Origin of the sequence: Pseudomonas sp. S32, assembly GCF_016648095.1 — a bacterium.
Lineage (GTDB): Bacteria > Pseudomonadota > Gammaproteobacteria > Pseudomonadales > Pseudomonadaceae > Aquipseudomonas > Aquipseudomonas parafulva.
Genome location: NZ_JACVVF010000003.1, coordinates 102,272 through 123,600 on the forward strand (window position 1 = coordinate 102,272; position 21,329 = coordinate 123,600).

At 63.3% G+C, this 21,329-nt stretch carries 25 protein-coding genes and 1 tRNA gene; 12 read left to right on the plus strand and 14 right to left on the minus strand.

Annotation, left to right across the window (positions count from 1 at the left end):
- Nucleotides 1–8: 8 nt before the first annotated feature.
- Entirely contained in the window at nt 9–2,117 is a 2,109-nt protein-coding gene (locus IAE38_RS02510) for a TonB-dependent receptor (protein WP_201215789.1), read from the minus strand.
- A gap of 161 nt (nt 2,118–2,278) precedes the next feature.
- Between IAE38_RS02510 and IAE38_RS02515 the strand changes: the two genes are divergently transcribed.
- Nucleotides 2,279–2,521 (plus strand): DUF1654 domain-containing protein, encoded by a 243-nt coding sequence (locus IAE38_RS02515; protein WP_201162320.1) that lies wholly within the window; start codon nt 2,279–2,281, stop codon nt 2,519–2,521.
- A gap of 6 nt (nt 2,522–2,527) precedes the next feature.
- Nucleotides 2,528–3,244 (plus strand): endonuclease, encoded by a 717-nt coding sequence (locus tag IAE38_RS02520; protein ID WP_201211446.1) that lies wholly within the window; start codon nt 2,528–2,530, stop codon nt 3,242–3,244.
- 15 nt (nt 3,245–3,259) lie between these two features.
- Here IAE38_RS02520 and IAE38_RS02525 read toward each other — a convergent pair whose 3' ends face one another.
- Entirely contained in the window at nt 3,260–3,829 is a 570-nt protein-coding gene (locus IAE38_RS02525) for an SPOR domain-containing protein (protein ID WP_028633377.1), read from the minus strand.
- A gap of 132 nt (nt 3,830–3,961) precedes the next feature.
- Nucleotides 3,962–4,038 (minus strand) — tRNA-Val (locus IAE38_RS02530).
- Nucleotides 4,039–4,239: 201 nt separating this feature from the next.
- On the opposite strand from IAE38_RS02530, the gene IAE38_RS02535 reads away from it, so the two are divergent.
- Entirely contained in the window at nt 4,240–5,523 is a 1,284-nt protein-coding gene (locus IAE38_RS02535; protein ID WP_201215643.1) for an NAD(P)/FAD-dependent oxidoreductase, read from the plus strand.
- Nucleotides 5,524–5,576: 53 nt separating this feature from the next.
- On the opposite strand, the gene IAE38_RS02540 is transcribed toward IAE38_RS02535, so the two are convergent.
- Entirely contained in the window at nt 5,577–6,260 is a 684-nt protein-coding gene (locus IAE38_RS02540) for a peptidase C39 family protein (RefSeq protein WP_201215645.1), read from the minus strand.
- A 224-nt stretch (nt 6,261–6,484) separates the two neighbouring features.
- On the opposite strand from IAE38_RS02540, the gene IAE38_RS02545 reads away from it, so the two are divergent.
- On the plus strand, nt 6,485–6,661 hold the full coding sequence (locus tag IAE38_RS02545) for a hypothetical protein (protein ID WP_201211440.1): 177 nt from the start codon (nt 6,485–6,487) through the stop codon (nt 6,659–6,661).
- A 63-nt stretch (nt 6,662–6,724) separates the two neighbouring features.
- Here the strand turns inward: IAE38_RS02545 and IAE38_RS02550 are convergent, their stop codons facing one another.
- Both IAE38_RS02550 and IAE38_RS02555 read right to left on the minus strand, forming a co-directional pair.
- Nucleotides 6,725–7,477 carry a TerC family protein gene (locus IAE38_RS02550; protein WP_028633380.1) on the minus strand — a complete coding sequence of 251 codons (753 nt, stop codon included), beginning with the start codon at nt 7,475–7,477 and terminating at the stop codon, nt 6,725–6,727.
- Nucleotides 7,478–7,505: 28 nt separating this feature from the next.
- Nucleotides 7,506–7,745, minus strand: a complete 240-nt coding sequence (locus IAE38_RS02555; protein WP_201162332.1) for a hypothetical protein — start codon at nt 7,743–7,745, stop codon at nt 7,506–7,508.
- A gap of 135 nt (nt 7,746–7,880) precedes the next feature.
- On the opposite strand from IAE38_RS02555, the gene nhaR reads away from it, so the two are divergent.
- The 3 genes from nhaR to IAE38_RS02570 all read left to right on the plus strand — a co-directional run bounded on the left by nhaR (nt 7,881) and on the right by IAE38_RS02570 (nt 10,779).
- Complete coding sequence (nhaR, locus tag IAE38_RS02560) at nt 7,881–8,774, plus strand: transcriptional activator NhaR (protein WP_028633382.1); 894 nt, start codon at nt 7,881–7,883, stop codon at nt 8,772–8,774.
- A gap of 71 nt (nt 8,775–8,845) precedes the next feature.
- Entirely contained in the window at nt 8,846–10,057 is a 1,212-nt protein-coding gene (gene sstT, locus IAE38_RS02565) for a serine/threonine transporter SstT (RefSeq protein ID WP_060483198.1), read from the plus strand.
- A 74-nt stretch (nt 10,058–10,131) separates the two neighbouring features.
- Nucleotides 10,132–10,779 (plus strand): YceH family protein, encoded by a 648-nt coding sequence (locus tag IAE38_RS02570; protein WP_201215646.1) that lies wholly within the window; start codon nt 10,132–10,134, stop codon nt 10,777–10,779.
- A gap of 5 nt (nt 10,780–10,784) precedes the next feature.
- Here IAE38_RS02570 and IAE38_RS02575 read toward each other — a convergent pair whose 3' ends face one another.
- From IAE38_RS02575 to IAE38_RS02610, 8 genes are all read right to left on the minus strand, one after another.
- Nucleotides 10,785–10,973 (minus strand): hypothetical protein, encoded by a 189-nt coding sequence (locus tag IAE38_RS02575; protein WP_028633385.1) that lies wholly within the window; start codon nt 10,971–10,973, stop codon nt 10,785–10,787.
- Nucleotides 10,974–11,074: 101 nt separating this feature from the next.
- On the minus strand, nt 11,075–12,637 hold the full coding sequence (ahpF, locus tag IAE38_RS02580; RefSeq protein WP_201162338.1) for an alkyl hydroperoxide reductase subunit F: 1,563 nt from the start codon (nt 12,635–12,637) through the stop codon (nt 11,075–11,077).
- Between the two features lie 124 nt (nt 12,638–12,761).
- Entirely contained in the window at nt 12,762–13,325 is a 564-nt protein-coding gene (gene ahpC, locus IAE38_RS02585; RefSeq protein WP_004375926.1) for an alkyl hydroperoxide reductase subunit C, read from the minus strand.
- Between the two features lie 208 nt (nt 13,326–13,533).
- Nucleotides 13,534–14,889: a glutathione-disulfide reductase gene (gene gorA / locus IAE38_RS02590; protein ID WP_201215648.1), complete on the minus strand. Its 1,356-nt coding sequence runs from the start codon at nt 14,887–14,889 to the stop codon at nt 13,534–13,536.
- Nucleotides 14,890–14,981: 92 nt separating this feature from the next.
- Entirely contained in the window at nt 14,982–15,821 is an 840-nt protein-coding gene (gene galU, locus IAE38_RS02595; RefSeq protein ID WP_028633388.1) for a UTP--glucose-1-phosphate uridylyltransferase GalU, read from the minus strand.
- 220 nt (nt 15,822–16,041) lie between these two features.
- Complete coding sequence (locus IAE38_RS02600; protein ID WP_028633389.1) at nt 16,042–16,956, minus strand: c-type cytochrome; 915 nt, start codon at nt 16,954–16,956, stop codon at nt 16,042–16,044.
- A complete protein-coding gene (locus IAE38_RS02605) occupies nt 16,953–17,603 on the minus strand; it encodes a c-type cytochrome (RefSeq protein ID WP_201215650.1) in 651 nt (216 codons plus the stop codon). Before IAE38_RS02605 ends, IAE38_RS02600 begins: the two co-directional genes overlap by 4 nt.
- A 77-nt stretch (nt 17,604–17,680) precedes the next feature.
- Complete coding sequence (locus IAE38_RS02610; RefSeq protein ID WP_028633391.1) at nt 17,681–18,046, minus strand: hypothetical protein; 366 nt, start codon at nt 18,044–18,046, stop codon at nt 17,681–17,683.
- A gap of 159 nt (nt 18,047–18,205) precedes the next feature.
- Here IAE38_RS02610 and IAE38_RS02615 point away from each other — a divergent pair, with 159 nt between their 5' ends.
- The 5 genes from IAE38_RS02615 to modB all read left to right on the plus strand — a co-directional run bounded on the left by IAE38_RS02615 (nt 18,206) and on the right by modB (nt 21,329).
- The gene (locus IAE38_RS02615) at nt 18,206–18,508 is read left to right on the plus strand and encodes a DUF1883 domain-containing protein (protein WP_028633392.1); all 303 of its coding nucleotides are present in this window, start codon (nt 18,206–18,208) and stop codon (nt 18,506–18,508) included.
- Between the two features lie 7 nt (nt 18,509–18,515).
- Nucleotides 18,516–18,686, plus strand: a complete 171-nt coding sequence (locus IAE38_RS02620; protein ID WP_169338813.1) for a hypothetical protein — start codon at nt 18,516–18,518, stop codon at nt 18,684–18,686.
- 45 nt (nt 18,687–18,731) lie between these two features.
- Complete coding sequence (locus IAE38_RS02625) at nt 18,732–19,808, plus strand: NAD(P)H-dependent flavin oxidoreductase (RefSeq protein ID WP_201215652.1); 1,077 nt, start codon at nt 18,732–18,734, stop codon at nt 19,806–19,808.
- An 85-nt stretch (nt 19,809–19,893) separates the two neighbouring features.
- Nucleotides 19,894–20,649 (plus strand): molybdate ABC transporter substrate-binding protein, encoded by a 756-nt coding sequence (modA, locus tag IAE38_RS02630; protein ID WP_060483191.1) that lies wholly within the window; start codon nt 19,894–19,896, stop codon nt 20,647–20,649.
- Nucleotides 20,649–21,329 (plus strand): molybdate ABC transporter permease subunit, encoded by a 681-nt coding sequence (gene modB / locus IAE38_RS02635; RefSeq protein WP_028633395.1) that lies wholly within the window; start codon nt 20,649–20,651, stop codon nt 21,327–21,329. The genes modA and modB overlap by 1 nt, the downstream gene beginning before the upstream one ends.

The window sequence follows — 21,329 nt, forward strand, 5'->3', positions numbered from 1 at the left end:
GCCACTCGCTACCTGAACTGATACTCCAGCCCGGCGCCGGCATACCACGCGCGCCCGGGCGCGGCTTCGTAGTAGCGGCTGTTGCTGTCGCCCACGATCACGGAGCCCACGTACTGGCGGTCGAACAGGTTGTCCAGGCGCACCAGCTGGTGGAATGTCCAGGGCCCGGCGTGCTGCTCGAAGCGGGTGCGCCAGTTGAACACCGCATAGGCGGGGGCTGCCTTGGCGGTATTGCTGTCTTCCACGTACACCTGGCTACGGTACTGGCCTTCAACGCCCATGCTCACCCACTGTGCGGGCTTCCACACCAGTTCGGCATACAGGTTGTCCCGGGGCACGCCCGGCAGGCGGTTGCCGCTGTCGATCACCTTGCCACCCTGGCTGAAGTCATCGGCATACCGGGCATCGGTGCGCGTGTACACCCAGGTGGTCTGCCAGTGGTCACTCAGGTCGCTGTGCAGGCTGGCTTCGATGCCACGGCGCAGGGTGCGGCCGGCATTGCGGTAGCTGGTGCGGCCGTCGGTGGCTTCGGCGACGATGATTTCATCGTCGGTGCGTATCTCGTACGCCGCCACATTCAGGCGGGTGCGCTCGCCCATGCGGTACTTGGCGCCTACTTCGTACTGGGTGCTGGTAGCCGGGCTCAGGCCGAAATTGAAGCGTTCCTGGGTGCCTGGCGCGTAGGCCATCTCTGCCTGGGTGGGGGTTTCGAAGCCTTTGCCGACACTCACGTAGCCGCGCAGGTCGGGCGTGAAGGCGTACATTACCGACAACGACGGGTTGGCTTTCTGGTAGCGCTTGCTGCCGCTGGCATCGCCGTTGGCCAGGTAGTGGTCGTCCACCTGCATCTTCATGGTGCTGTAGCGCACGCCCAGCTCGCTGGTCCAGTTGCCGATTTCCCAGTGCGCCTGGGCATAGGGGTCCAGGCTGGTTGCCGTGTCCTTTTCGTCGCGGCGCAATTCGCCTTTGACGCCCAGCTGGCTGCCACGGAAGTTCTGGAAGCCACGGCGGTCGTCGGTGCTCTGGTCGTAGTCTGCGCCCACGGTGAAGGTGAAATTGCCCGGCACGCTTGCCACCGGCTGTACCCAGCGCAAGGTGCCGCCGTGGAACTCGCGGTCGAAGTCCACCACCCCGCCACCGCGCTGGCTGTTGGACGCCACCTGCCTTGGGATGGACAGGTACTGCACCACGCTGCGCCGGCCGGCATACAGGTTGAACTGCAGGGTGGCCTCACCGAAGTAGCGCTCGTAGTTCATGCCCAGTTGCTGGTGGTCGATGCTTTTGCGGGTGTTGTAGGTCTCGGCCGCCGCTGCCGTGGAACGGGGGTCATGCTTGTAGGCCGACCACACCTGGCCCAGCGGGTCCTGGGTGTTGTTCTGCTCCAGGCTGCTGTAGATGAATGCCAGGCGTGAATCTTCGTCCGGCTTCACGTGCACCTTGGCAAAGGTCTGGTCACGGCGCACAGCACTGTGGTCGCGGTAGCCATCGGTGTCCATGCGCGAGGCATCCAGCACAAAGCCGCCGATAGCGTTGCCGCCTTCTGCAGACAGGTGATGCTTGCTGAACCCATCGCTGCCAACCGTCGTTTGCGCCCCCACACGGGCTGGCCCCTGACCATCCCGGCTGAACATCTGAATCACGCCACCGGCATTGCTGCCGTACAGCGTGGCGGCCGGGCCGCGCAGCACCTCGATGCGGTCGGCCACGTCCAGGTTCAACGTGGCCGCCTGGCCCTGGCCGTCCGGCGTGCTGGCGGGGATGCCATCGCTCAGCAGCTTGATGCCCCTTACCCCGAACGCTGAACGGGCGCCATAACCACGGGAGGATACCTGCAGGTCCTGGGCGTAGTTCTGACGGTTCTGCACCACCAGCCCTGGCACCTTGGTCAGCACCTCTGACAGGTTCACACCCAACTGGCCATCCGTGCCGTTGGACAGGTCCACCGTGTCGACGGAAAACGGCAGGTCGAACGTGCTGGTGGGCGTGTAGGCCCCGGTCACCACCATCGGGTCGATGACGATGGCGCCGGGCGCGTCGGCCAGCGCTTCGGCACAGGTGCCGAAGCCACCGACCAAGACCAGTGCCAGGCGTGTGGGCGATTTGAAACGTAGAACCATTCGATACATGAGTCATTTCCAGAGAGTGCCGCCATTACAGCAGACCCTGGCAGCAAGCGCGAACACTGTGGCCGCGGCGTGTGGAACTCGCCCTTCAAGGTGTTGCGAAATTCCTTACACTCAAATACTGTATGTGCATACAGCAAAACAAGGAAATGCCTGTGTCCAGCACCGCCTCTGCCACCCCGACCAGCTACCAACAATTGGGTATGCGTATCCAGAAGATCATCAACAACCCCCTGGCTCAACGCAGCCGGGCCGCGTTGATCTTTCGGCTGGAACAGGAAACCCCGGAGGACTGGGACACCTTGCTGGCAGAAATTGCCGAGAACGACAACGTCACCCTCGCCTACCGCGACGATGGCGGCGTGCAGATTTTCTGGACCGTGCCCAAGGAAGACTGACCGCGCATGAGAGCCTTGCTTATCGCTGCCACCTGCCTGGCAGCCCTCGCGCCGCTGGCTCAAGCGGACGCGCCACGCACCTTCCAGGAAGCCAAGAAAGTGGCATGGACGCTGTACGCCCCGCAGTCCACCGAGTTCTACTGCGGGTGCAAGTACAAAGGCAACCAGGTAAACATGGCCTCGTGCGGCTACACCCCGCGCAAAAATGCCCAGCGCGCATCACGCATTGAATGGGAACACATTGTGCCGGCGTGGCAGATCGGCCATCAGCGCCAGTGCTGGCAAACGGGTGGGCGCAAGGCCTGCTCGCAGCATGATGACGCCTACAAGCGGGCTGAAGCCGACCTGCACAACCTGGTGCCCAGCATTGGCGAGGTGAACGGCGACCGCAGCAACTTCAGCTTCGGCTGGCTGCCCGAGCAAAGCGGGCAATATGGCCGGTGCCTGACCCAGGTGGACTTCAAGGCGAAAAAGGTCATGCCACGGCCGTCGATCCGCGGCATGATCGCGCGCACCTACTTCTACATGAGCAAGCAGTACAACCTGCGCCTGTCGCGGCAGGACAGGCAGCTGTTCGAGGCGTGGAACAAGACCTACCCGCCGCAACCCTGGGAATACCAGCGCAACCAGCGGGTAGCGTGCCTGATGGGGCGGGGCAATGACTTTGTCGGGGCGGTTGACCTGAAGGCCTGCACCGAAGGGCCGTACAGCGCCAGCCGATAGTGGCTGGCGCTGCCCTTAACGGGCGGCGCCGTGCTGGATGACGATGGAGTCGGTACCCAGCTTGGCCATGACCTCATCGCGCCGGGCCTGAGCTTCTTCACGGCTGGGGAACGGCCCCATCAGCACCACAGGCTTACCGTTGCGGTACTCCACGGATGACGGGATGCCCTTCTCGATCAGGCGGGCGGTCATGTCGCTGAGCGCACCCATGTTGGCCCCCTGAATCACCTCTACATCCCACCCCTCGGGCGCAGGCTGGTCGGCCAGCGCCTCGGCGCGGCGCTGCAGGTCGGCACCGCCACACAGTTCGCGGATGCGCAGGTTGCTGCCGGTATCATCGACGATGATGTCGTACTGCCCGTCACGCTTGATGGCCACATAGCTGCGGTAGGCCTGGTATTGCCCGGCATCGTCCTTACCGCGCACCTGGCCGCAGATAGTGCCCTGGGTGTCGATGCGCACGTTGCCGAACTTGGCCGTCTTGGGGTTTTGCAGGTGTTCTGCCACCTGCTTGTGCACGCCCTCGACCTCGTTGTCACAGCCCGCCAGGGCGAGCACCGCCATTACCACAGCCAGTTTGCGCACGCGTGTACCTCCAGATTCGAAGGGGCGGAGTCTACCATGCCCGGGACCGGGCCGAAGCGCGACCAAACGTTACACGCTGCGTCAGGCGCACATGCAAAAAGGGCGATCATTGCTGATCGCCCCTTTCGGATTTGGTAGGCACAATTGGACTCGAACCAACGACCCCCACCATGTCAAGGTGGTGCTCTAACCAACTGAGCTATGTGCCTGTCGTGTGGTGCGCATTCTACGCATTCCAAAACCCCTGTCAACATTTTTTTTCGCGCTAACCTACTGAATTGCAAACCCTTTATTCCCTGTGACGGGTAATCCGCGGGGTTTGGGATTTTCAACGGATGACTAGCGGGTGTTTATTATTATTGATAGCATCGGTACATTCGTTAAAAATATAAAACACGAGGTTTCGCAGCATGGCTAACACCCCCTACCCCCAGTCCTACTACGCCGCCTCGGCCAACCCGGTGCCGCCACGTCCGGCGCTGCAGGGTGAGGTGGAAACCGATGTATGCATCATCGGTGCCGGCTACACCGGCCTGTCCAGCGCCCTGTTCCTGCTGGAAAACGGCTTCAAGGTGAGCATCGTCGAAGCCGCCAAGGTGGGCTTCGGTGCATCGGGCCGCAACGGCGGCCAGATCGTCAACAGCTACAGCCGCGACATCGACGTTATCGAACGCACCGTGGGCGCCCGCGAAGCCCAGCTGCTGGGCCAGATGGCCTTTGAGGGCGGCCGCATCATCCGCGAGCGCGTGGCCAAGTACAACATCCAGTGCGACCTGAAGGACGGCGGCGTCTTCGCGGCCCTCACCAGCAAGCAGATGGGCCACCTGGAATCGCAAAAGCGCCTGTGGGAACGCTACGGCCACACCCAACTGGAACTGATGGACCAGAAGCGCATTCGCGAAGTGGTTGCCTGTGACAATTATGTAGGCGGCATGCTGGACATGAGCGGCGGCCACATTCACCCGCTGAACCTGGCGTTGGGCGAAGCGGCAGCCGTTGAGTCCCTGGGCGGGATGATCTACGAGCAAACCCCGGCCGTGCGCATCGAGCGCGGAGCCAACCCGGTGGTGCACACGCCTCAGGGCAAGGTGCGCGCCAAGTTCATCATCGTGGCCGGCAACGCCTACCTGGGCAACCTGGTGCCGGAGCTCGCCAGCAAGTCCATGCCCTGCGGCACCCAGGTGATCACCACCGAGCCCCTGGGCGACGAGCTGGCACGCACGCTGTTGCCGCAGGATTACTGCGTCGAAGACTGCAACTACCTGCTGGACTACTACCGCCTCACCGGCGACAAGCGCCTGATTTTCGGCGGCGGCGTGGTGTACGGTGCCCGTGACCCGGCCAACATCGAAGCGATCATTCGCCCGAAAATGCTCAAGGCGTTCCCGCAACTGAAGAACGTAAAAATCGACTACGCCTGGACCGGCAACTTCCTGCTGACCCTGTCGCGCTTGCCACAGGTCGGCCGCATCGGCGACAACATCTACTATTCGCAAGGTTGCTCGGGCCACGGCGTGACCTACACGCACCTGGCAGGCAAGGTGCTGGCCGAGGCCATGCGCGGCCAGGCTGAGCGTTTTGACGCCTTCGCCGGCCTGCCGCACTACCCGTTCCCGGGTGGCCAGCTGCTGCGAGTGCCGTTCAGCGCCATGGGCGCCTGGTACTACAGCCTGCGCGACCGCCTGGGCTTCTAACGGCCTTTTGCGTTCAAGGGCTGCCTGGCAGCCCTTCGACCCTCAAGCGCAACCTACTTCAAGGTATCCACGGCCTGCCTGGCCGCCAGTTCCTGGCCTGCTTTGGCCAGCTCATCCGCTGCCTGCAACCAGCGCTGGCGGTCTACCTGCGCAGGCAGCTGCCTGGGCGGCTGCACCAGCAGGGCCCAGCTCCCTTCCTTTGCCCACGCTGCGGCAAAGTCATCGAACGCCATCAGCTGGCGCCGCTGCATGCCTGAGCGCAGCAGCACCCGCTGCTTGTAGCGGTCGTAGCCGATCAGCACTGCGTAGCGCGGCTCGCTCCACCACGCCGAACCGTCCTGGTAACGCACCAGCACCGGGTAGCCCGCGGCCACCTGGGCCAGCAGGGCATCCAGCCGTTTGTCCAAGGGGTAGACCACCATGCCGTAATCCCGCGCCACACGCGGTATGCCCGTGCCCAGCGCGTCGGCGCCCTCGGGCAGGTTGAGCGGCGCATCCAGCAGCCCCGGGGTGATCGGGGCACCCTGTTGCGACAGCATGGCGGCCAGGGCCATTGCCCCGCTGTGGTTGGCGTTACCCCGGTAGAACGGCACGCTGCTGATTTCCACACGCTGCGGCAGGGCCTTGAGGCTTTCAGAGGGGGCGCTGGCACAGCCTGCCAGGGTGGCGGCCACCATGCAGGCCAACAACAGCCCGCGTGAAGCGGCAATGAGCGGCTTGGAAGAAAGGTGCGGCATGGACACTCGCTTGTACCAACGTCGGGCAGACAGCGCCCGGCTCTGCTGGCGATCATAGGTCGGACAGCGGCGGCGGTACAGCCCGACAGGCACATGAAAATAATCTCACGCAGCCATCGGGCGTTATTCGATGGAACGTCACACAGGCCGGGCTAGACTAAACAAGTGTCTGGAAGGCAAACGCTGGCGTTCAAAGCGCTCGCCGTAGAGATGGAGGCACAGATATGAGCATGACCCTGGCAATCATCATGTTGGTGTGCATGTGGCTGAGCGTGGCAGCTGCCATGCTGTGGGGTGTACTGCGCATCGCCCGTCGCCACGCCCACCCTCACGTGCAACCCAAGGCCGCCGCCAAGCCCCGGCCTGTGGTACCCGCCCGGCGCCCTGCCGGCGCTCACTGACTGGTTAACACCAAGGCCCCAAGCGCCGGAACACCGGCGTTTGGGGCGCCCTGCCTGCGCGGGTCAGCCTTCGGACGCTTCGCGCTTCATCCTCGCCCGCCTTGCAAAGATGTTCAGCATCTCGATCACCGTCGAGAACGCCATGGCGGCATACACATAGCCCTTCGGCACATGGGCACCGAAACCTTCGGCGATCAGCGTCATGCCGATCATGATCAGGAAGCCCAGGGCCAACATCACCACCGTGGGGTTGTCATTGATGAAGTTGGCCAGCGGGTCGGCCGCCACCATCATCACGATCACCGCAGTGATCACGGCGATGATCATGATCGGCAGGTGTTCGGTCATGCCCACTGCAGTGATGATGCTGTCGACCGAGAACACGATGTCCAGCAGCAGGATCTGGAAGATCGCCGCCGCAAAGCCCAGGGTCACCGTTGAACCCACCTTGGATTCCTGCTTGGCACCGCGCGGGTCGACGTTTTCGTGAATCTCCCGGGTGGCTTTCCACAGCAGGAACAGGCCACCGGCAATCAGAATCACATCCTTCCACGAGAACGCGTTACCGAACACCTCGAACACCGGGTCGGTGAGCTGCACGATCCAGGCGACAGTGCTGAGCAGCGCCAAACGCATTATCAGCGCCATGCTGATACCAATGCGCCGCGCCTTGGAGCGGTAGGCCACGGGCAGCTTGTTGGTAAGGATGGAGATGAAGATCAGGTTGTCGATACCCAGTACCACTTCCATGGCCACCAGCGTGGCGAGGGCCACCCAGGCTGTGGGGCTAGCGGCAAGTTCCAGCAAATATTCCATTGTTCACATCCTGCTGCGGGGTTAGGGGTCAAATGTCCTGGGTTTCGGGTTTTGGCTCCGGGGCCTCGGGCTTGCGGCCTTCGGTGCCCAGTGCCTCGCTCAGCGCCTGCTGTGCGGCCTGGTTGGTGTCTTCGATGGCCTGCTTGGCCGATTGGGCAGCCTGGTCCAGCATCTGCTGGGCAGACTTTTCGGCCTGGTCACAACCGGCCAGGCTCAGCAGGGCCAGTGCCATGACCAGCGGTGTACCGATGGATTTCAGATAGAGCATAGGGGCCTCGCGTGTGTATAACCGCCAAGGCGCACAGGGCGCCTGATAGCTCGGAATTCTAGACAAGCCAATACATCAGTAAAATTCGTATTTTTGCAGGGTATACTTCGGTTTTAACGAATCGGGAGGTTGCTGATGCTCAACTATCGCCAGCTGCACTACTTCTGGGTGGTTGCCAAGACCGGCAGCATCGTGCGCGCCAGCGAGCAGTTGAACCTCACCCCACAGACCATAAGCGGCCAGATCAGCCTGTTCGAGCAGGCCTACGGCCTGGAGTTGTTCCAGCGCGTGGGCCGGCAGTTGGAGCTGACCGAAACCGGGCGCCAGGCCCTGGCCTACGCAGAGCAGATGTTCCAGCTGGGCAGCGAGCTGGAAGCGATGCTGCGCGCAGGGCCGCAGGAGCAGATTCTGTTCCGGGTAGGTGTGGCCGACGTGGTGCCCAAACCCATCGTCTACCGCCTGCTGGCACCGACCATGGAGCTGGACGGCGTGCTGCGCATCAACTGCCGTGAAGACAAACTGGAACGGCTGCTGGCGGACCTGGCTATCCAGCGCCTGGACCTGGTCATCAGCGACAGCCCCATGCCCAACCACCTGGACATCAAAGGCTATAGCCAGAAGCTGGGCGAATGCGGCCTGAGCTTCTTCGCCACGCCGGCGCTGGCCCAGCGGCATGCCGGCCCCTTCCCTGCCTGCCTGCAGGATGCACCGCTGCTGATACCTGGGCAGGAAACCGTGGTGCGCAGCCGCCTGCTGCGCTGGTTGGGCGAACAGCAAATCCAGCCGCGCATCGTCGGCGAGTTCGACGATAGCGCCTTGATGCAGGCGTTTGGCCAATCAGGCAGCGGCATCTTCGTGGCACCCAGTGTGATCACCGACGAGGTGTGCCGCCAGTACGGCGTGCAACTGATCGGCCAGACCGAGGCGGTGAACGAATCCTTCTACGCCATTTCGGTGGAGCGCAAGGTCAAGCACCCGGGCATCGTGGCGATTACCGAGGGGGCGCGGCGGGAGCTGTTCAACTGGTAGCCAGCACGGCGCTGCCAGTGGGAGGGTGTGGTAAAGTCCCGCCCTTTTGACGTTTCAGGACTTTGCTGCACATGACGCCGTTTGTTCGCCTTATCAACCGCACCAGCCTGGTGACGCAGATCGTCATCGGCCTGCTGGCCGGCATCGCGCTGGCCCTGCTGGCGCCCAACGTCGCGCGCGACCTGGCATTTCTGGGCAAGGTGTTCGTCACCGCGCTCAAGGCGGTGGCACCGGTGCTGGTGTTCGTGCTGGTGATGGCCTCTATCGCCAACCACCGGCACGGCCAGCAAACCCATATTCGCCCGATTTTGTGGCTGTACTTGCTCAGTACCTTCGGCGCAGCCGTGGTGGCCGTGCTGGCCAGCATGGTGTTCCCGTCGCATCTGGTGCTGAACACCAGCGAGGCCACGCTGAGCGCCCCCGGCGGCATCACCGAGGTGCTGCAAAACCTGCTGCTCAGTGCCGTCGACAACCCCGTCAGTGCCTTGGTGAACGCCAACTTCATCGGCGTGCTTACCTGGGCCATCGGCCTGGGCATTGCCTTGCGCCATGCCAGCGACACCACCCGCACCGTGGTGGATGACCTGTCCAACGGCGTAACCTTGATCGTGCGCATGGTCATCCGCTTCGCGCCACTGGGCATTTTCGGGCTGGTCACTTCCACCCTGGCCCAGTCGGGCCTCGACGCCCTGCTCGGTTACCTGCACCTGCTGGCCGTGTTGATCGGCTGCATGCTGTTTGTTGCCCTGGTGATGAACCCGCTGATCGTGTTCTGGAAAACCCGCAGCAACCCGTACCCGCTCACCCTGTTGTGCCTGCGTGAAAGCGGTATCACGGCGTTCTTCACCCGCAGTTCGGCAGCCAACATCCCGGTCAACCTGGCCTTGGCCGAGCGGCTGGGCCTGCATGAAGACACCTACTCGGTTTCCATCCCGCTGGGGGCGACCATCAACATGGCTGGCGCCGCGATCACCATCACCGTGCTCACGCTGGCGGCCGTGCATACGCTGGGCATTGCCCTGGACGTGCCCACGGCCATACTGCTGAGCGTGGTGGCCGCCGTCTGCGCCTGTGGCGCTTCAGGCGTGGCCGGTGGCTCGCTGCTGCTGATCCCGCTGGCCTGCAGCCTGTTCGGCATCCCCAGCGAAATCGCCATGCAGGTGGTGGCCGTTGGCTTCATCATCGGCGTGCTGCAGGATTCGGCCGAAACCGCGCTCAACTCCTCAACCGACGTGCTGTTCACCGCCGCCGCGTGCCAGGGCGAAGCACGGCGCAGCGCCTGAAACACCGGGCCGCCTTGCGGCCCATGCGCGCTTTACCTACGCTAGTGGCCTTTTCCTACAGATGAGGCACGGCCATGTCCGACCACGAAAGCGCAGGCGAAGGCCGCTTCAACAGCATCGAGATCCGGGTGCTGGGCGCGCTGATCGAAAAACAGGCCACCAGCCCCGAAAGCTACCCGCTCACGCTCAACGCGCTGCTGCTGGCCTGCAACCAGAAGACCAGCCGTGAACCGGTGATGAACCTGACCCAAGGCCAGGTCGGCCAGGCCCTGCGCAGCCTGGAGGGGCAGGACATGGCGCGCCTGCAGATGGGCAGCCGTGCGGACCGTTGGGAGCAGCGGGTAGACAAGGCGCTGGAGCTGGTGCCCGCGCAACGGGTGCTGTTGGGCCTGATGTTCCTGCGTGGGCCGCAAACCCTGAGCGAACTGCTGAGCCGCAGCAACCGCCTGCATGAATTCGACGACACCGAACAGGTGCAGCACCAGCTCGAGCGCCTGGTGTCCCGTGGCCTGGCCCTGCACCTGCCGCGGCAGGCGGGCCAACGTGAGGACCGCTACACCCACGCGCTGGGTGACCCGGCAGAAACCGATGCAATTCTGGCAGCACGTCAGCAGGAAGGCGGCACGCGCAGCAGCGGCGCCACTGCCTCGGAGGAGCGAATCGACGCCCTGGAAGCGCGCATTGCAGCACTGGAGGCACGGCTGGCCGAGCTGGAAGGCTAGGCCATTCACTGTTCAGGTTCGGGGAAGTTGCGGCAGCTTTTGCGCTCGGCCAGTTCGCGATCACTGGGGCGCTGGTCGACGAACACGGTGCGGCCGTCGGCGTAGATTTCCAGGTAGCCCCAGTGCAGGTCCTGCTCTTGCTGCCCGGGCTTGGGCGGCACGAGCCACCACGGTTCGCGGCTGATCAGGGTCATGGTGCGGTGTCCTGAGGGTGTTTGCTGCTAAGCATAGACACCCTCAGGCTTCAAGGCCCCAAACCGGCAAACCCGCCCCCGCTTACGGGGGCGGGCCTGAGTCAAGCCGGCGCGGAGGTGCGGATCAGGTGGTCGAAGGCGGCCAGCGAGGCCTTGGCGCCCTCGCCCACGGCGATCACGATCTGCTTGTACGGCACGGTGGTCACGTCACCGGCGGCAAACACGCCAGGGATGCTGGTCTGCCCTTTGGCATCGACGATGATCTCGCCGCGGGGCGACAGCTCGACGGTACCCTTGAGCCAGTCGGTGTTGGGCAGCAGGCCGATCTGCACGAAGATGCCTTCCAGTGCCAGTTCGTGCTGCGCATCGGTGACGCGGTCCTTGTAGCGCAGGCCGGTTACTTTCTCACCATCGCCCAGCACCTCGGTGGTCAGCGCGCTGGTAATCACCTTCACGTTAGGCAGGCTGTGCAGTTTGCGCTGCAGCACGGCATCGGCACGCAGTTGGCTGTCGAATTCGATCAGCGTTACCTGGGCCACGATACCGGCCAGGTCGATGGCTGCCTCCACCCCCGAGTTGCCGCCGCCAATCACCGCCACCCGCTTGCCCTTGAACAGCGGGCCATCGCAGTGCGGGCAGTAGGCCACGCCACGGGCGCGGTATTGCTGCTCGCCCGGCACGTTCATTTCGCGCCAGCGGGCACCGGTGGCCAGGATCACGGTCTTGGCCTTCAGCGATGCTCCCCCTGCCAGCCGCACTTCGTGCAGGCCGCCGTCGGTAGCGGGGATCAGCGCTTCGCCCCGTTGCAGGTTCATGATGTCGACGTCGTATTGCTTGACGTGCTCTTCCAGCGCGGTGGCCAGTTTCGGGCCTTCGGTTTCCTGCACCGAAACAAAGTTCTCGATCGCCAGGGTGTCGAGCACTTGGCCACCGAAACGCTCGGCAGCCACACCGGTACGAATACCTTTGCGTGCGGCGTAGATAGCGGCCGAGGCGCCGGCCGGGCCACCGCCCACCACCAGTACATCGAACGCTTGCTTGGCGTTGATCTTCTCGGCCTGGCGGGCACCTGCACCGGTGTCGATCTTGCCGAGGATTTCCTCCAGGCCCATACGGCCCTGGCCGAACACTTCACCGTTGAGGTAAACGCTGGGCACCGCCATGATCTGGCGTGCATCCACTTCGGCCTGGAACAGCGCACCGTCGATGGCCACATGCCGCACGTTGGGGTTGAGCACGGCCATCAGGTTCAGCGCCTGGACCACGTCCGGGCAGTTCTGGCAGGACAGCGAGAAGTAGGTTTCGAAGGTGAACTCGCCTTCCAGCGCCTGGATCTGTTCGATCACCTCAGCACTGGCCTTGGACGGGTGGCCACCCACTTGCAGCAACGCCAGCACCAGCGAGGTGAATTCGTGGCCCATGGGGATGCCGGCAAAGCGCAGGCTGATCTCGCCGTTGGGGCGGTTCAGCGAGAACGAAGGCCGGCGCACGTCGTCGCCGTCGGCGCGCAAGGTAATCAGGTTGGACAGGCTGGCGATTTCCACCAGCAGGTCATGCAATTCGCGGGACTTCGCGCCGTCGTCGAGGGAGGCAACAATCTCGATCGGCTGGGTGACCCGCTCCAGGTAGGTTTTCAGTTGCGATTTAAGCGTGGCGTCCAACATACGGGCGATTCCTTTTACAAAACTCGGATACAAAAACGCCCAGGCGAGGTCGCCCGGGCGTTTGACGGGGCGGTGCTGCATTCAGCTCTGGCGGCTGCACACCGCCCGCGGTTGCCACATGGCCTTAGATCTTGCCGACCAGGTCCAGCGACGGTGCCAGGGTGGCTTCGCCTTCTTTCCACTTGGCTGGGCACACTTCGCCTGGGTGGGCAGCTACGTATTGTGCAGCCTTGACCTTGCGCAGCAGCTCAGCGGCATCACGGCCAACACCACCGTCGTTCAGCTCGACGATCTTGATCTGGCCTTCTGGGTTGATCACGAAGGTACCACGGTCTGCCAGGCCGGCTTCTTCGATCAGCACGTCGAAGTTGCGGGAGATGACGTGGGTCGGGTCACCGATCAGCGGGTACTGGATCTTGCCGATGGTGTCCGAGGTGTCGTGCCAGGCTTTGTGGGTGAAGTGGGTGTCGGTGGACACACCGTAGATCTCCACGCCCAGCTTCTGGAACTCGGCGTAGTTGTCAGCAAGGTCACCCAGTTCGGTCGGGCAGACGAAGGTGAAGTCGGCCGGGTAGAAGAACACCACGGACCACTTGCCTTTCAGGTCGGCTTCGCTGACCTGGACGAATTCGCCCTTGTGGTAGGCAGTAGCGTTGAACGGTTTGACCTGGCTGTTGATGATAGGCATGAGTAGCTCCTTCATGGGTTGGAATCAGTTGACGGAGAGAATCCTAACCGCTGGTCCCGATAAAGGCTCATTGGCAAACATGATGTTGATGATTGGTTTTGGCTATGAAGGGGGTGGGGGTTAGATCGATTGGTGAAGTTGGGGGGGCCGCTGGGCGGCCCCAATCGCGAGCTTTGCTCGCTCCTACGGGTTTTGTGGGGGGCTTTGGTTAGCGGGTGATGGTGCGCAGGGTGACGAACTCTTCGGCGGCGGTTGGGTGCACACCGATGGTTTCGTCGAACTGCTGCTTGGTGGCGCCGGCTTTCAACGCCACGCCCAGGCCCTGGATGATCTCCCCCGCGTCCGGGCCTACCATGTGGCAACCCAGCACCTTGTCGGTCTGGGCATCCACCACCAGCTTCATCAGGGTCTTTTCCTGGATATCGGTGAGGGTCAGCTTCATGGCGCGGAAGCGGCTTTCATAGATGTTGACCTTGTGCCCGGCTTCCAGCGCCTGCTCCTCGGTCAACCCGACCGTCCCGATCGGGGGCTGGCTGAAGACCGCAGTGGGGATGTTCTGGTAATCCACCGGCCGGTACTGCTCGGGTTTGAACAGGCGCCGCGCCACGGCCATGCCCTCGGCCAGGGCCACAGGGGTGAGCTGTACGCGCCCGATCACATCACCAATGGCCAGGATCGACGGTGCGGTGGTCTGGTACTGGTCGTCCACGCGTACATAGCCGCGCTCATCCAGCTCGACGCCGGTGTTTTCCAGGCCCAGGTTGTCCAGCATGGGGCGCCGGCCGGTGGCATAGAACACGCAGTCGGCCACCAGCTCGCGGCCATCCTTGAGCGTGGCTTTCAGGCTGCCGTCTTCGAGTTTGTCGATGCGCTGGATGTCGGCATTGAACTGCAGGTCCAGGCCGCGCTTTTCCAGTTCTTCCTTGAGGTGGGTACGTACCGAACCATCGAAGCCACGCAGGAACAGGTCGCCGCGATACAGCAGCGTGGTGGCGGCGCCAAGGCCCTGGAAAATACCGGCGAACTCAACGGCGATGTAGCCACCGCCCACCACCAGCACGCGACGGGGCAGGTCCTTGAGGTAAAAGGCTTCGTTTGAGGTGATCGCCAGGTCCTTGCCTGGGATATCCGGCACTTGCGGCCAGCCACCGGTGGCGATGAGGATATGCTCGGCGGTATAACGCTCGCCCTCTATTTCCAGTTCATGGGCGCCGGTGATGCGCGCATGACCCTGCAGCAAGGTAACGCCGCTGTTGACCAGCAGGTTGCGGTAGATGCCGTTGAGGCGTTCGATTTCGCGGTTCTTGTTGGCAATCAGCGTGCCCCAGTCGAAGTGCCCTTCTTCCAGCGACCAGCCGTAACCGGCTGCCTGTTCCAGCTCATCGGCCACGTGCGCGCCGTACACCAGCAGCTTCTTGGGCACACACCCCACGTTGACGCAGGTGCCGCCCAGGTAACGGCTCTCGGCCACGGCCACCTTGGCGCCGAAGCCTGCGGCAAAGCGCGCGGCACGCACCCCACCCGAACCCGCACCAATCACGAACAGATCAAAATCGTAAGCCACGTCTTACCCCCCAAAAAAAAGCTGCAAGCTTCAAGCCTCAAGCTGCAAGAAAAAGCAGCTCGGCTTGTAGCTTGCAGCTTGCAGCTTGCCGCTTAGTAGGCCTTGCCGGTTTTGTAGTAGTTTTCGAAGCAGAAGTTGGTGGCGTCGATGTAGCCTTCGGCGCCGCCGCAGTCGAAACGCTGGCCCTTGAACTTGTAGGCGATCACACAACCGTTGCGTGCCTGGTGCAGCAGCGCGTCAGTGATCTGGATTTCGCCACCTTTGCCAGGTTCGGTATTGGCAATGATGTCGAAGATGTCCGGGGTCAGGATGTAACGGCCAATGATGGCCAGGTTGGACGGGGCGTCTTCCGGGCTTGGCTTCTCGACCATGTTGGTGACGCGGAAGATATCGTCACGGATCATGTCGCCGGCGATCACACCGTACTTGTTGGTTTCCTGCGGGTCGACTTCCTGGATGGCAACGATCGAGCAGCGGAACTGGTTGTACAGCTTGACCATCTGGGTCAGTACGCCGTCACCTTCCGGGTTCACGCACAGGTCATCGGCCAGTACCACGGCGAACGGCTCGTCACCGATCAGCGGGCGGCCGGTGAGGATGGCGTGGCCCAGGCCTTTCATTTCGGTCTGACGGGTGTAGGAGAACGAGCACTCGTTCAGCAGGCGACGGATGCCTACCAGGTACTTCTCCTTGTCAGTGCCCTTGATCTGGTTTTCCAGCTCGTAGCTGATGTCGAAGTGGTCTTCCAGGGCGCGCTTGCCACGGCCGGTGACGATGGAGATTTCGCTAAGCCCTGCATCCAACGCTTCTTCGACGCCATACTGGATCAGTGGCTTGTTGACCACCGGCAGCATTTCCTTGGGCATGGCTTTGGTAGCAGGCAGGAAGCGGGTGCCGTAGCCAGCTGCCGGGAACAAGCATTTCTTGATCATAAACGTCCTTAAAAAGGCTAGGGCCTGTGGATTGGCGCAGTCTAATCAGGCGGCGGTCACCTTACAATGCCCCACCCGCGGCCACACATTGGGAAAATAGAGGGAACGCGGGCGGGATAGTTCAAAGGGGGCCCCAACTTTCATGTGCCCGGCAGCGCCCATTGGCGATGAAACAACCGGCCCCGCCCCTTAACGGCGGCAAGGCCGGTTGCTCAATCAGTTACCCTCCGGTGCCCTGCCCGATCAGTACACCGTCCACCTTCTGGCCGTACAGGTTGACCCCGTCATTGGCATGGAACTTCACACGGGTCTTCTCGATGGAGCCTTGCACCAGGCGCGGGTCCTGGGGCCGTTCATGGCGGTTGATCCATGCCGCCACGTCCCAGGCCTGCTGGTCGGTGAGGCTGCCGGGCTTGCCCAGCGGCATGTTGTACTTGATGAACGACGCTGCGGTGTTGATGCGGTGCATCCCGGCGCCCCAGTTGTAGGAGTCCTTGCCCCACAGCGGCGGCATCACGTACTCGCCAGCCACTTTTTGCCCTTCGCCCTGGTCACCGTGGCAAATCGCGCACTGCGCCTGGTACACCTGCTGGCCACGGGCGAAGTCGTAGCCACCCGTGGGTTGTGGCACCTCAGGGTAACCGCGCCCGGCCAGTTCCACCCCCGTGGGCGCCTGGGTCGACAGCCAGTACGAGTACACCGCCAAAGCGGTCATCTGCGGGCTGTCGGCCGCGGGCGGCCTGCCGTTCATGCTGAACTGGAAGCAGCCCTGTATGCGCTCGGCATAGGTGTTCACCTTGTTGTTTTTCTTGCGATAGGCCGGGTACATCGGGTAGGCACCCCACAGCGGCGCCGAATGGGGCATGCGCCCCTGGTCCAGATGGCAGTTGCTGCAGTTCATGCCATTACCCACCGCATCGGGCATCAGGCGGCGGGTGTCGACGAACAGGGCATGCCCGTCGCGCACCATCTTGCCGAACGCATTGTCGGGCAGCTCGCCCTCGGCGGGCGGTACGAACTGCGGCGCGCGCTGGGCATCGGGCACGTTGAGCTGTGTCTGGTCTTCCATGGTGACGGGGCTGGCCTGGCTGGTGGCGGCGGCAAGCAGGAGCGTGGCGGGTATCAGCAGCTTCATGGGTTGACCTCCTGGCTGGCAGAACGGGCGAAGAACTCGGCCACGGCCTTGATCTCGTCAGCGGTCATGGCCTTGGCCACGCCTACCATCAGTTGGTTGGGGTCATTGCTGCGGCTGCCGTCGCGCCATGCGTCCAGTTGCGCCACCAGGTAACTGGCAGGCTGGCCGGTCAGTGGCGGGAAGTGCTCGCCGAGCCCTGCGCCACCCGGCCCGTGGCATTGCACGCACCCCGGGATCTGGCGGCTCCAGTCGCCGTACAGGGCCAGCCGTTCGGTTGGGTCATTGGCAATTTGCTGGCGCCGCAGGTGGCCGGCTGGTGCTTGAGGAAGGCTGGCCAGGTAGGTGCTGACTGCCTTGATTTCATCCTCGGTCAAGGCCTTGGCCACCGGCTCCATCACCGCCTGACGGCGGCTACCGGTGCGCCAGTCGCGCAATTGCTTGCTCAGGTAAGCGGCCGGCAACCCCGCCAGGCGCGGGAAGCCGGCTGCCGCCATGCCACCGCCGTCTGCACCATGGCAGGCGATGCACGCCAGTGCGGCGGGGTCGGCACCGCCCTGGGTAAATACCTTCTGGCCATCGGCCGCCTGGGCGGCCGGCCAACTCAGCGCCAGCAGGCTGCCGAGCACCGCGCGTTTGAAGGGTGTCATCGCGAATCTCCTTTTCTATTGTTATATGCTTAGACCTAAAACATATAAGCAAAAGGAGCGCGACCCGTTGCGCTAGATCAACTTCCTGAAATGCACTGGGTGGTTGCCTTGCGCACGTCACCTGGGCGCAACGGGAAGTTGCTCAGGCGCTCGTGCAGCTTCACGCTGCTGCCATTGCCACTGCCCCGCTCACCGATATCCAGCACCGCGGCCGGGCCAGCGCCTGGCGAGAATTTTTGCGGCACGATCAGCCGCAGGCCATCACCCCGTTTTTCTTCCAGCAGCGGCCCGCGAGAATCCGCAAGCCCGGCCTTCACGCAATCGGCGAATTCGCGGGGTGTCTTGCCCGAGATAACGTCCATCGTCTCGTGCGACTGTTCAATGTCCGACACGCTGGCACAACCTGCCAACGCCAGGGTCAGCGCTGCCACCATCCACTTCATCTGTTGCACCTCAACCATTACCAGCCCTGTTCGACCGTGCCCGGGCGCATTTGCTCCCTGCTTTGGCAGATTTATCCGCGCCCGTTGCGCGGGGCGGCGGCGTGCGTGCACATCGTGGTATCTTGCGCATTTGCAGAACCAGACTTTGCGGAGCCCCACATGAAATTCGTACACCAGCGCGAGCACCTCAACGAGGACGACATCGTCGTCGTCGAGTGTTCCCAGCGCTGCAATATCCGCCTGATGAACGACGCCAACTTCCGCAGTTTCAAGAACGGCGGCCGTCACACTTACCACGGCGGGCATTTCGACAAGTTTCCAGCCAAGATCACCGTGCCCAGCACCGGCTTCTGGAACATCACCCTCGACACGGTGACCACGCGCCCGATCTCGGTCACGCGCAAGCCCAGCCTGACCCACAAGATCAAGATCATCCGCCGTTCATCGTCGAAACTCAGCTAAGGCCACCATGACCCAGACCATCAAGTACGTGATCAAATACAAACTCGACGGCCAGCGCCGCTGGGATTTCGCATTGATGCAGGATGACTCGCAGGCTCAGGCCCTGGACGCCTTGCGCAAGATCCATGGCGAGGACGCCGACAAGATCAGCGACATCCAGGTCAGCAAGGCCCTCTAACAACCGCTGCCGCCCCCCTGCCCCCCGCCCCACAAGGAGCATTGCATGAGCCGTTGGCCCGATCGCCGTATCCTCGATTTGCTGGGCATCGAAGTGCCCATCTTGCAGGCGCCGATGGCGGGGGCGACAGGTTCGGCCATGGCGATCGCCGTGGCTGAGGCAGGCGGGCTGGGGGCTTTGCCGTGTGCAATGCTCACTGGCGAGCAGGTACGGCAAGAAGTGTCCACTTTTCGCCAAGCCTGCCCGGGCCGCCCGTTGAACCTCAACTTCTTCTGCCACACCCCGCCCGCCCCGGATGCCGCGGCAGGTCAACGCTGGAAGCAGGCGCTCGAACCTTACTACCGTGAGCTGGGCGCTGACTTCGATGCGCCAACGCCGGTGTCCAACCGTGCACCGTTTGACGAGCAGAGCTGCCAGCTGGTGGAGCAGGTGCGCCCAGAGGTGGTCAGCTTCCACTTCGGCCTGCCCTCTGCCGCCCACCTGCAGAGGGTGAAGGCCACGGGTGCCAAGGTGCTGTCCAGCGCAACCACCGTTGAAGAGGCCGTGTGGCTGCAGGGCCACGGTTGCGATGCCATCATTGCCATGGGCGCCGAAGCGGGTGGCCACCGGGGCATGTTCCTCAGCGAGGACATCACCACCCAGATCGGTACCTTCGCGCTGGTGCCGCAGGTGGTGGATGCGGTCGGCCTGCCGGTGATCGCCGCAGGCGGCATTGCCGACCACCGCGGCCTGGTGGCGGCGCTGGCGCTGGGTGCGTGTGCGGTACAAATCGGCACTGCCTACCTGTTCAGCCCCGAAGCCAAGGTGTCGCCAGCGCATCGCCAGGCGCTGGACACCGCCCCGGCCAGCGATACGGCAATGACCAACCTGTTCACGGGCCGCCCGGCGCGCGGCATCAACAACCGCATCATGCGCGAGCTGGGGCCCATGAGCGCATTGGCGCCCCGCTTCCCGTTGGCCGGCGGCGCATTGATGCCCTTGCGGGCAATCACCGACCCGCAGGGCGACAGCGCTTTCAGCAACCTCTGGGCCGGCCAGGCATTGCGGCTGGGCCGGCACGAAGCGGCCGCTGTGCTGACGCGTGAAATCGCCGCACGCGCCTTGGCGGTGGTGGGCGTTTAAACAGCGCTTTATCTACCCTCTTCCCGCTTCATGGCCTATCGCTATATAGTTGAGGTTATAACGATAACCCCAAGGAGCTGTATCGATGCGTATTCGCCCGTCTCACCTGGTCACTGCACTGGCCGGCCTGTTCGCCCTCAATGCTGCCTGGGCAGACGAAGTCCAGGTTGCAGTTGCAGCCAACTTCACCGCCCCCATTCAGGCCATTGCCCAGGACTTCGAAAAAGACACCGGCCACAAGCTGGTAGCCGCCTACGGCGCCACCGGGCAGTTCTACGCACAAATCAAGAACGGCGCGCCGTTCGAAGTCTTCCTGTCGGCTGACGACAGCACCCCGGCCAAGCTCGAAGAAGAAAAAGCCATCGTGCCAGGGTCGCGCTTCACCTATGCGATCGGCACCCTGGCCCTGTGGTCTGCGCAACCTGGGTACGTCGACGCAAAAGGCGAGGTGCTACAAAAAAACCAGTTCAAGCACCTGTCCATTGCCAACCCGAAAACCGCCCCCTACGGCCTCGCCGCCACTCAGGTACTGGCGAAGCTGAACCTGACCGAGGCCACCAAGCCTAAACTGGTGGAAGGTCAGAACATCACCCAGGCATTCCAGTTTGTCTCCACCGGCAATGCCGAACTGGGCTTCGTGGCCCTGTCGCAAATCTACAAGGACGGCAAGGTACAAAGCGGCTCGGCCTGGATCGTTCCGGCGTCGATGCACGACCCTATCCGCCAGGACGCGGTGATTCTGGAAAAGGGCAAGGACAACCCGGCTGCCAAGGCGCTGGTCGACTACCTCAAGGGCCCCAAGGCCGCTGCGGTGATCAAGTCCTACGGTTATGAAATCTGATGCCACTGGATGCCAGTGACCTGGGTGCAATCTGGCTGACCTTGAAACTGGCCAGCCTGACCACCCTGATCCTGCTGGTGGTTGGTACGCCGATCGCCTGGTGGCTGGCCCGCACGCGGTCATGGTTGCGCGGGCCCGTGGGCGCGGTGGTGGCGTTGCCACTGGTGCTGCCCCCTACGGTCATCGGCTTCTACCTGCTCATCGCCCTGGGCCCCCACGGCTGGCTGGGCCAGGCCACGGCGGCACTGGGCCTGGGCAGCGTGGTGTTCAGCTTCAGCGGCCTGGTCATCGGCTCGGTGATCTATTCCATGCCGTTCGTGGTGCAGCCCCTGCAGAATGCCTTCGGCGCCATTGGCCAGCGCCCGCTGGAAGTGGCCGCCACACTGCGGGCCAGCCCGTGGGACACATTCGTGCATGTGGTGCTGCCACTGGCGCGCCCAGGCTTCGTCACCGCCAGCATCCTGGGCTTTGCCCATACCGTGGGGGAGTTTGGCGTGGTGCTGATGATTGGCGGCAACATCCCTGACAAGACGCGCGTGGTCTCGGTGCAGATCTTCGATCACGTCGAAGGCATGGCCTACGCACAAGCCCACTGGCTGGCTGGCGCCATGCTGGTGTTCTCTTTCCTGGTGCTGCTCCTGCTGTATGCCGGACGACGCGGCAAGGCTGGCTGGAGCTGA

What these genes read in the sequence shown, in the direction of transcription:
- IAE38_RS02510 (WP_201215789.1), bottom strand. Translation starts at nt 2,117, where the DNA reads ATGGTTCTACGTTTCAAATCGCCCACACGCCTGGCACTGGTCTTGGTC.
- IAE38_RS02520 (WP_201211446.1), top strand. Translation starts at nt 2,528, where the DNA reads ATGAGAGCCTTGCTTATCGCTGCCACCTGCCTGGCAGCCCTCGCGCCG.
- IAE38_RS02535 (WP_201215643.1), top strand. Translation starts at nt 4,240, where the DNA reads ATGGCTAACACCCCCTACCCCCAGTCCTACTACGCCGCCTCGGCCAAC.
- IAE38_RS02540 (WP_201215645.1), bottom strand. Translation starts at nt 6,260, where the DNA reads ATGCCGCACCTTTCTTCCAAGCCGCTCATTGCCGCTTCACGCGGGCTG.
- IAE38_RS02545 (WP_201211440.1), top strand. Translation starts at nt 6,485, where the DNA reads ATGAGCATGACCCTGGCAATCATCATGTTGGTGTGCATGTGGCTGAGC.
- IAE38_RS02550 (WP_028633380.1), bottom strand. Translation starts at nt 7,477, where the DNA reads ATGGAATATTTGCTGGAACTTGCCGCTAGCCCCACAGCCTGGGTGGCC.
- IAE38_RS02555 (WP_201162332.1), bottom strand. Translation starts at nt 7,745, where the DNA reads ATGCTCTATCTGAAATCCATCGGTACACCGCTGGTCATGGCACTGGCC.
- nhaR (WP_028633382.1), top strand. Translation starts at nt 7,881, where the DNA reads ATGCTCAACTATCGCCAGCTGCACTACTTCTGGGTGGTTGCCAAGACC.
- sstT (WP_060483198.1), top strand. Translation starts at nt 8,846, where the DNA reads ATGACGCCGTTTGTTCGCCTTATCAACCGCACCAGCCTGGTGACGCAG.
- IAE38_RS02570 (WP_201215646.1), top strand. Translation starts at nt 10,132, where the DNA reads ATGTCCGACCACGAAAGCGCAGGCGAAGGCCGCTTCAACAGCATCGAG.
- IAE38_RS02575 (WP_028633385.1), bottom strand. Translation starts at nt 10,973, where the DNA reads ATGACCCTGATCAGCCGCGAACCGTGGTGGCTCGTGCCGCCCAAGCCC.
- ahpF (WP_201162338.1), bottom strand. Translation starts at nt 12,637, where the DNA reads ATGTTGGACGCCACGCTTAAATCGCAACTGAAAACCTACCTGGAGCGG.
- ahpC (WP_004375926.1), bottom strand. Translation starts at nt 13,325, where the DNA reads ATGCCTATCATCAACAGCCAGGTCAAACCGTTCAACGCTACTGCCTAC.
- galU (WP_028633388.1), bottom strand. Translation starts at nt 15,821, where the DNA reads ATGATCAAGAAATGCTTGTTCCCGGCAGCTGGCTACGGCACCCGCTTC.
- IAE38_RS02600 (WP_028633389.1), bottom strand. Translation starts at nt 16,956, where the DNA reads ATGAAGCTGCTGATACCCGCCACGCTCCTGCTTGCCGCCGCCACCAGC.
- IAE38_RS02605 (WP_201215650.1), bottom strand. Translation starts at nt 17,603, where the DNA reads ATGACACCCTTCAAACGCGCGGTGCTCGGCAGCCTGCTGGCGCTGAGT.
- IAE38_RS02610 (WP_028633391.1), bottom strand. Translation starts at nt 18,046, where the DNA reads ATGAAGTGGATGGTGGCAGCGCTGACCCTGGCGTTGGCAGGTTGTGCC.
- IAE38_RS02615 (WP_028633392.1), top strand. Translation starts at nt 18,206, where the DNA reads ATGAAATTCGTACACCAGCGCGAGCACCTCAACGAGGACGACATCGTC.
- IAE38_RS02620 (WP_169338813.1), top strand. Translation starts at nt 18,516, where the DNA reads ATGACCCAGACCATCAAGTACGTGATCAAATACAAACTCGACGGCCAG.
- IAE38_RS02625 (WP_201215652.1), top strand. Translation starts at nt 18,732, where the DNA reads ATGAGCCGTTGGCCCGATCGCCGTATCCTCGATTTGCTGGGCATCGAA.
- modA (WP_060483191.1), top strand. Translation starts at nt 19,894, where the DNA reads ATGCGTATTCGCCCGTCTCACCTGGTCACTGCACTGGCCGGCCTGTTC.
- modB (WP_028633395.1), top strand. Translation starts at nt 20,649, where the DNA reads ATGCCACTGGATGCCAGTGACCTGGGTGCAATCTGGCTGACCTTGAAA.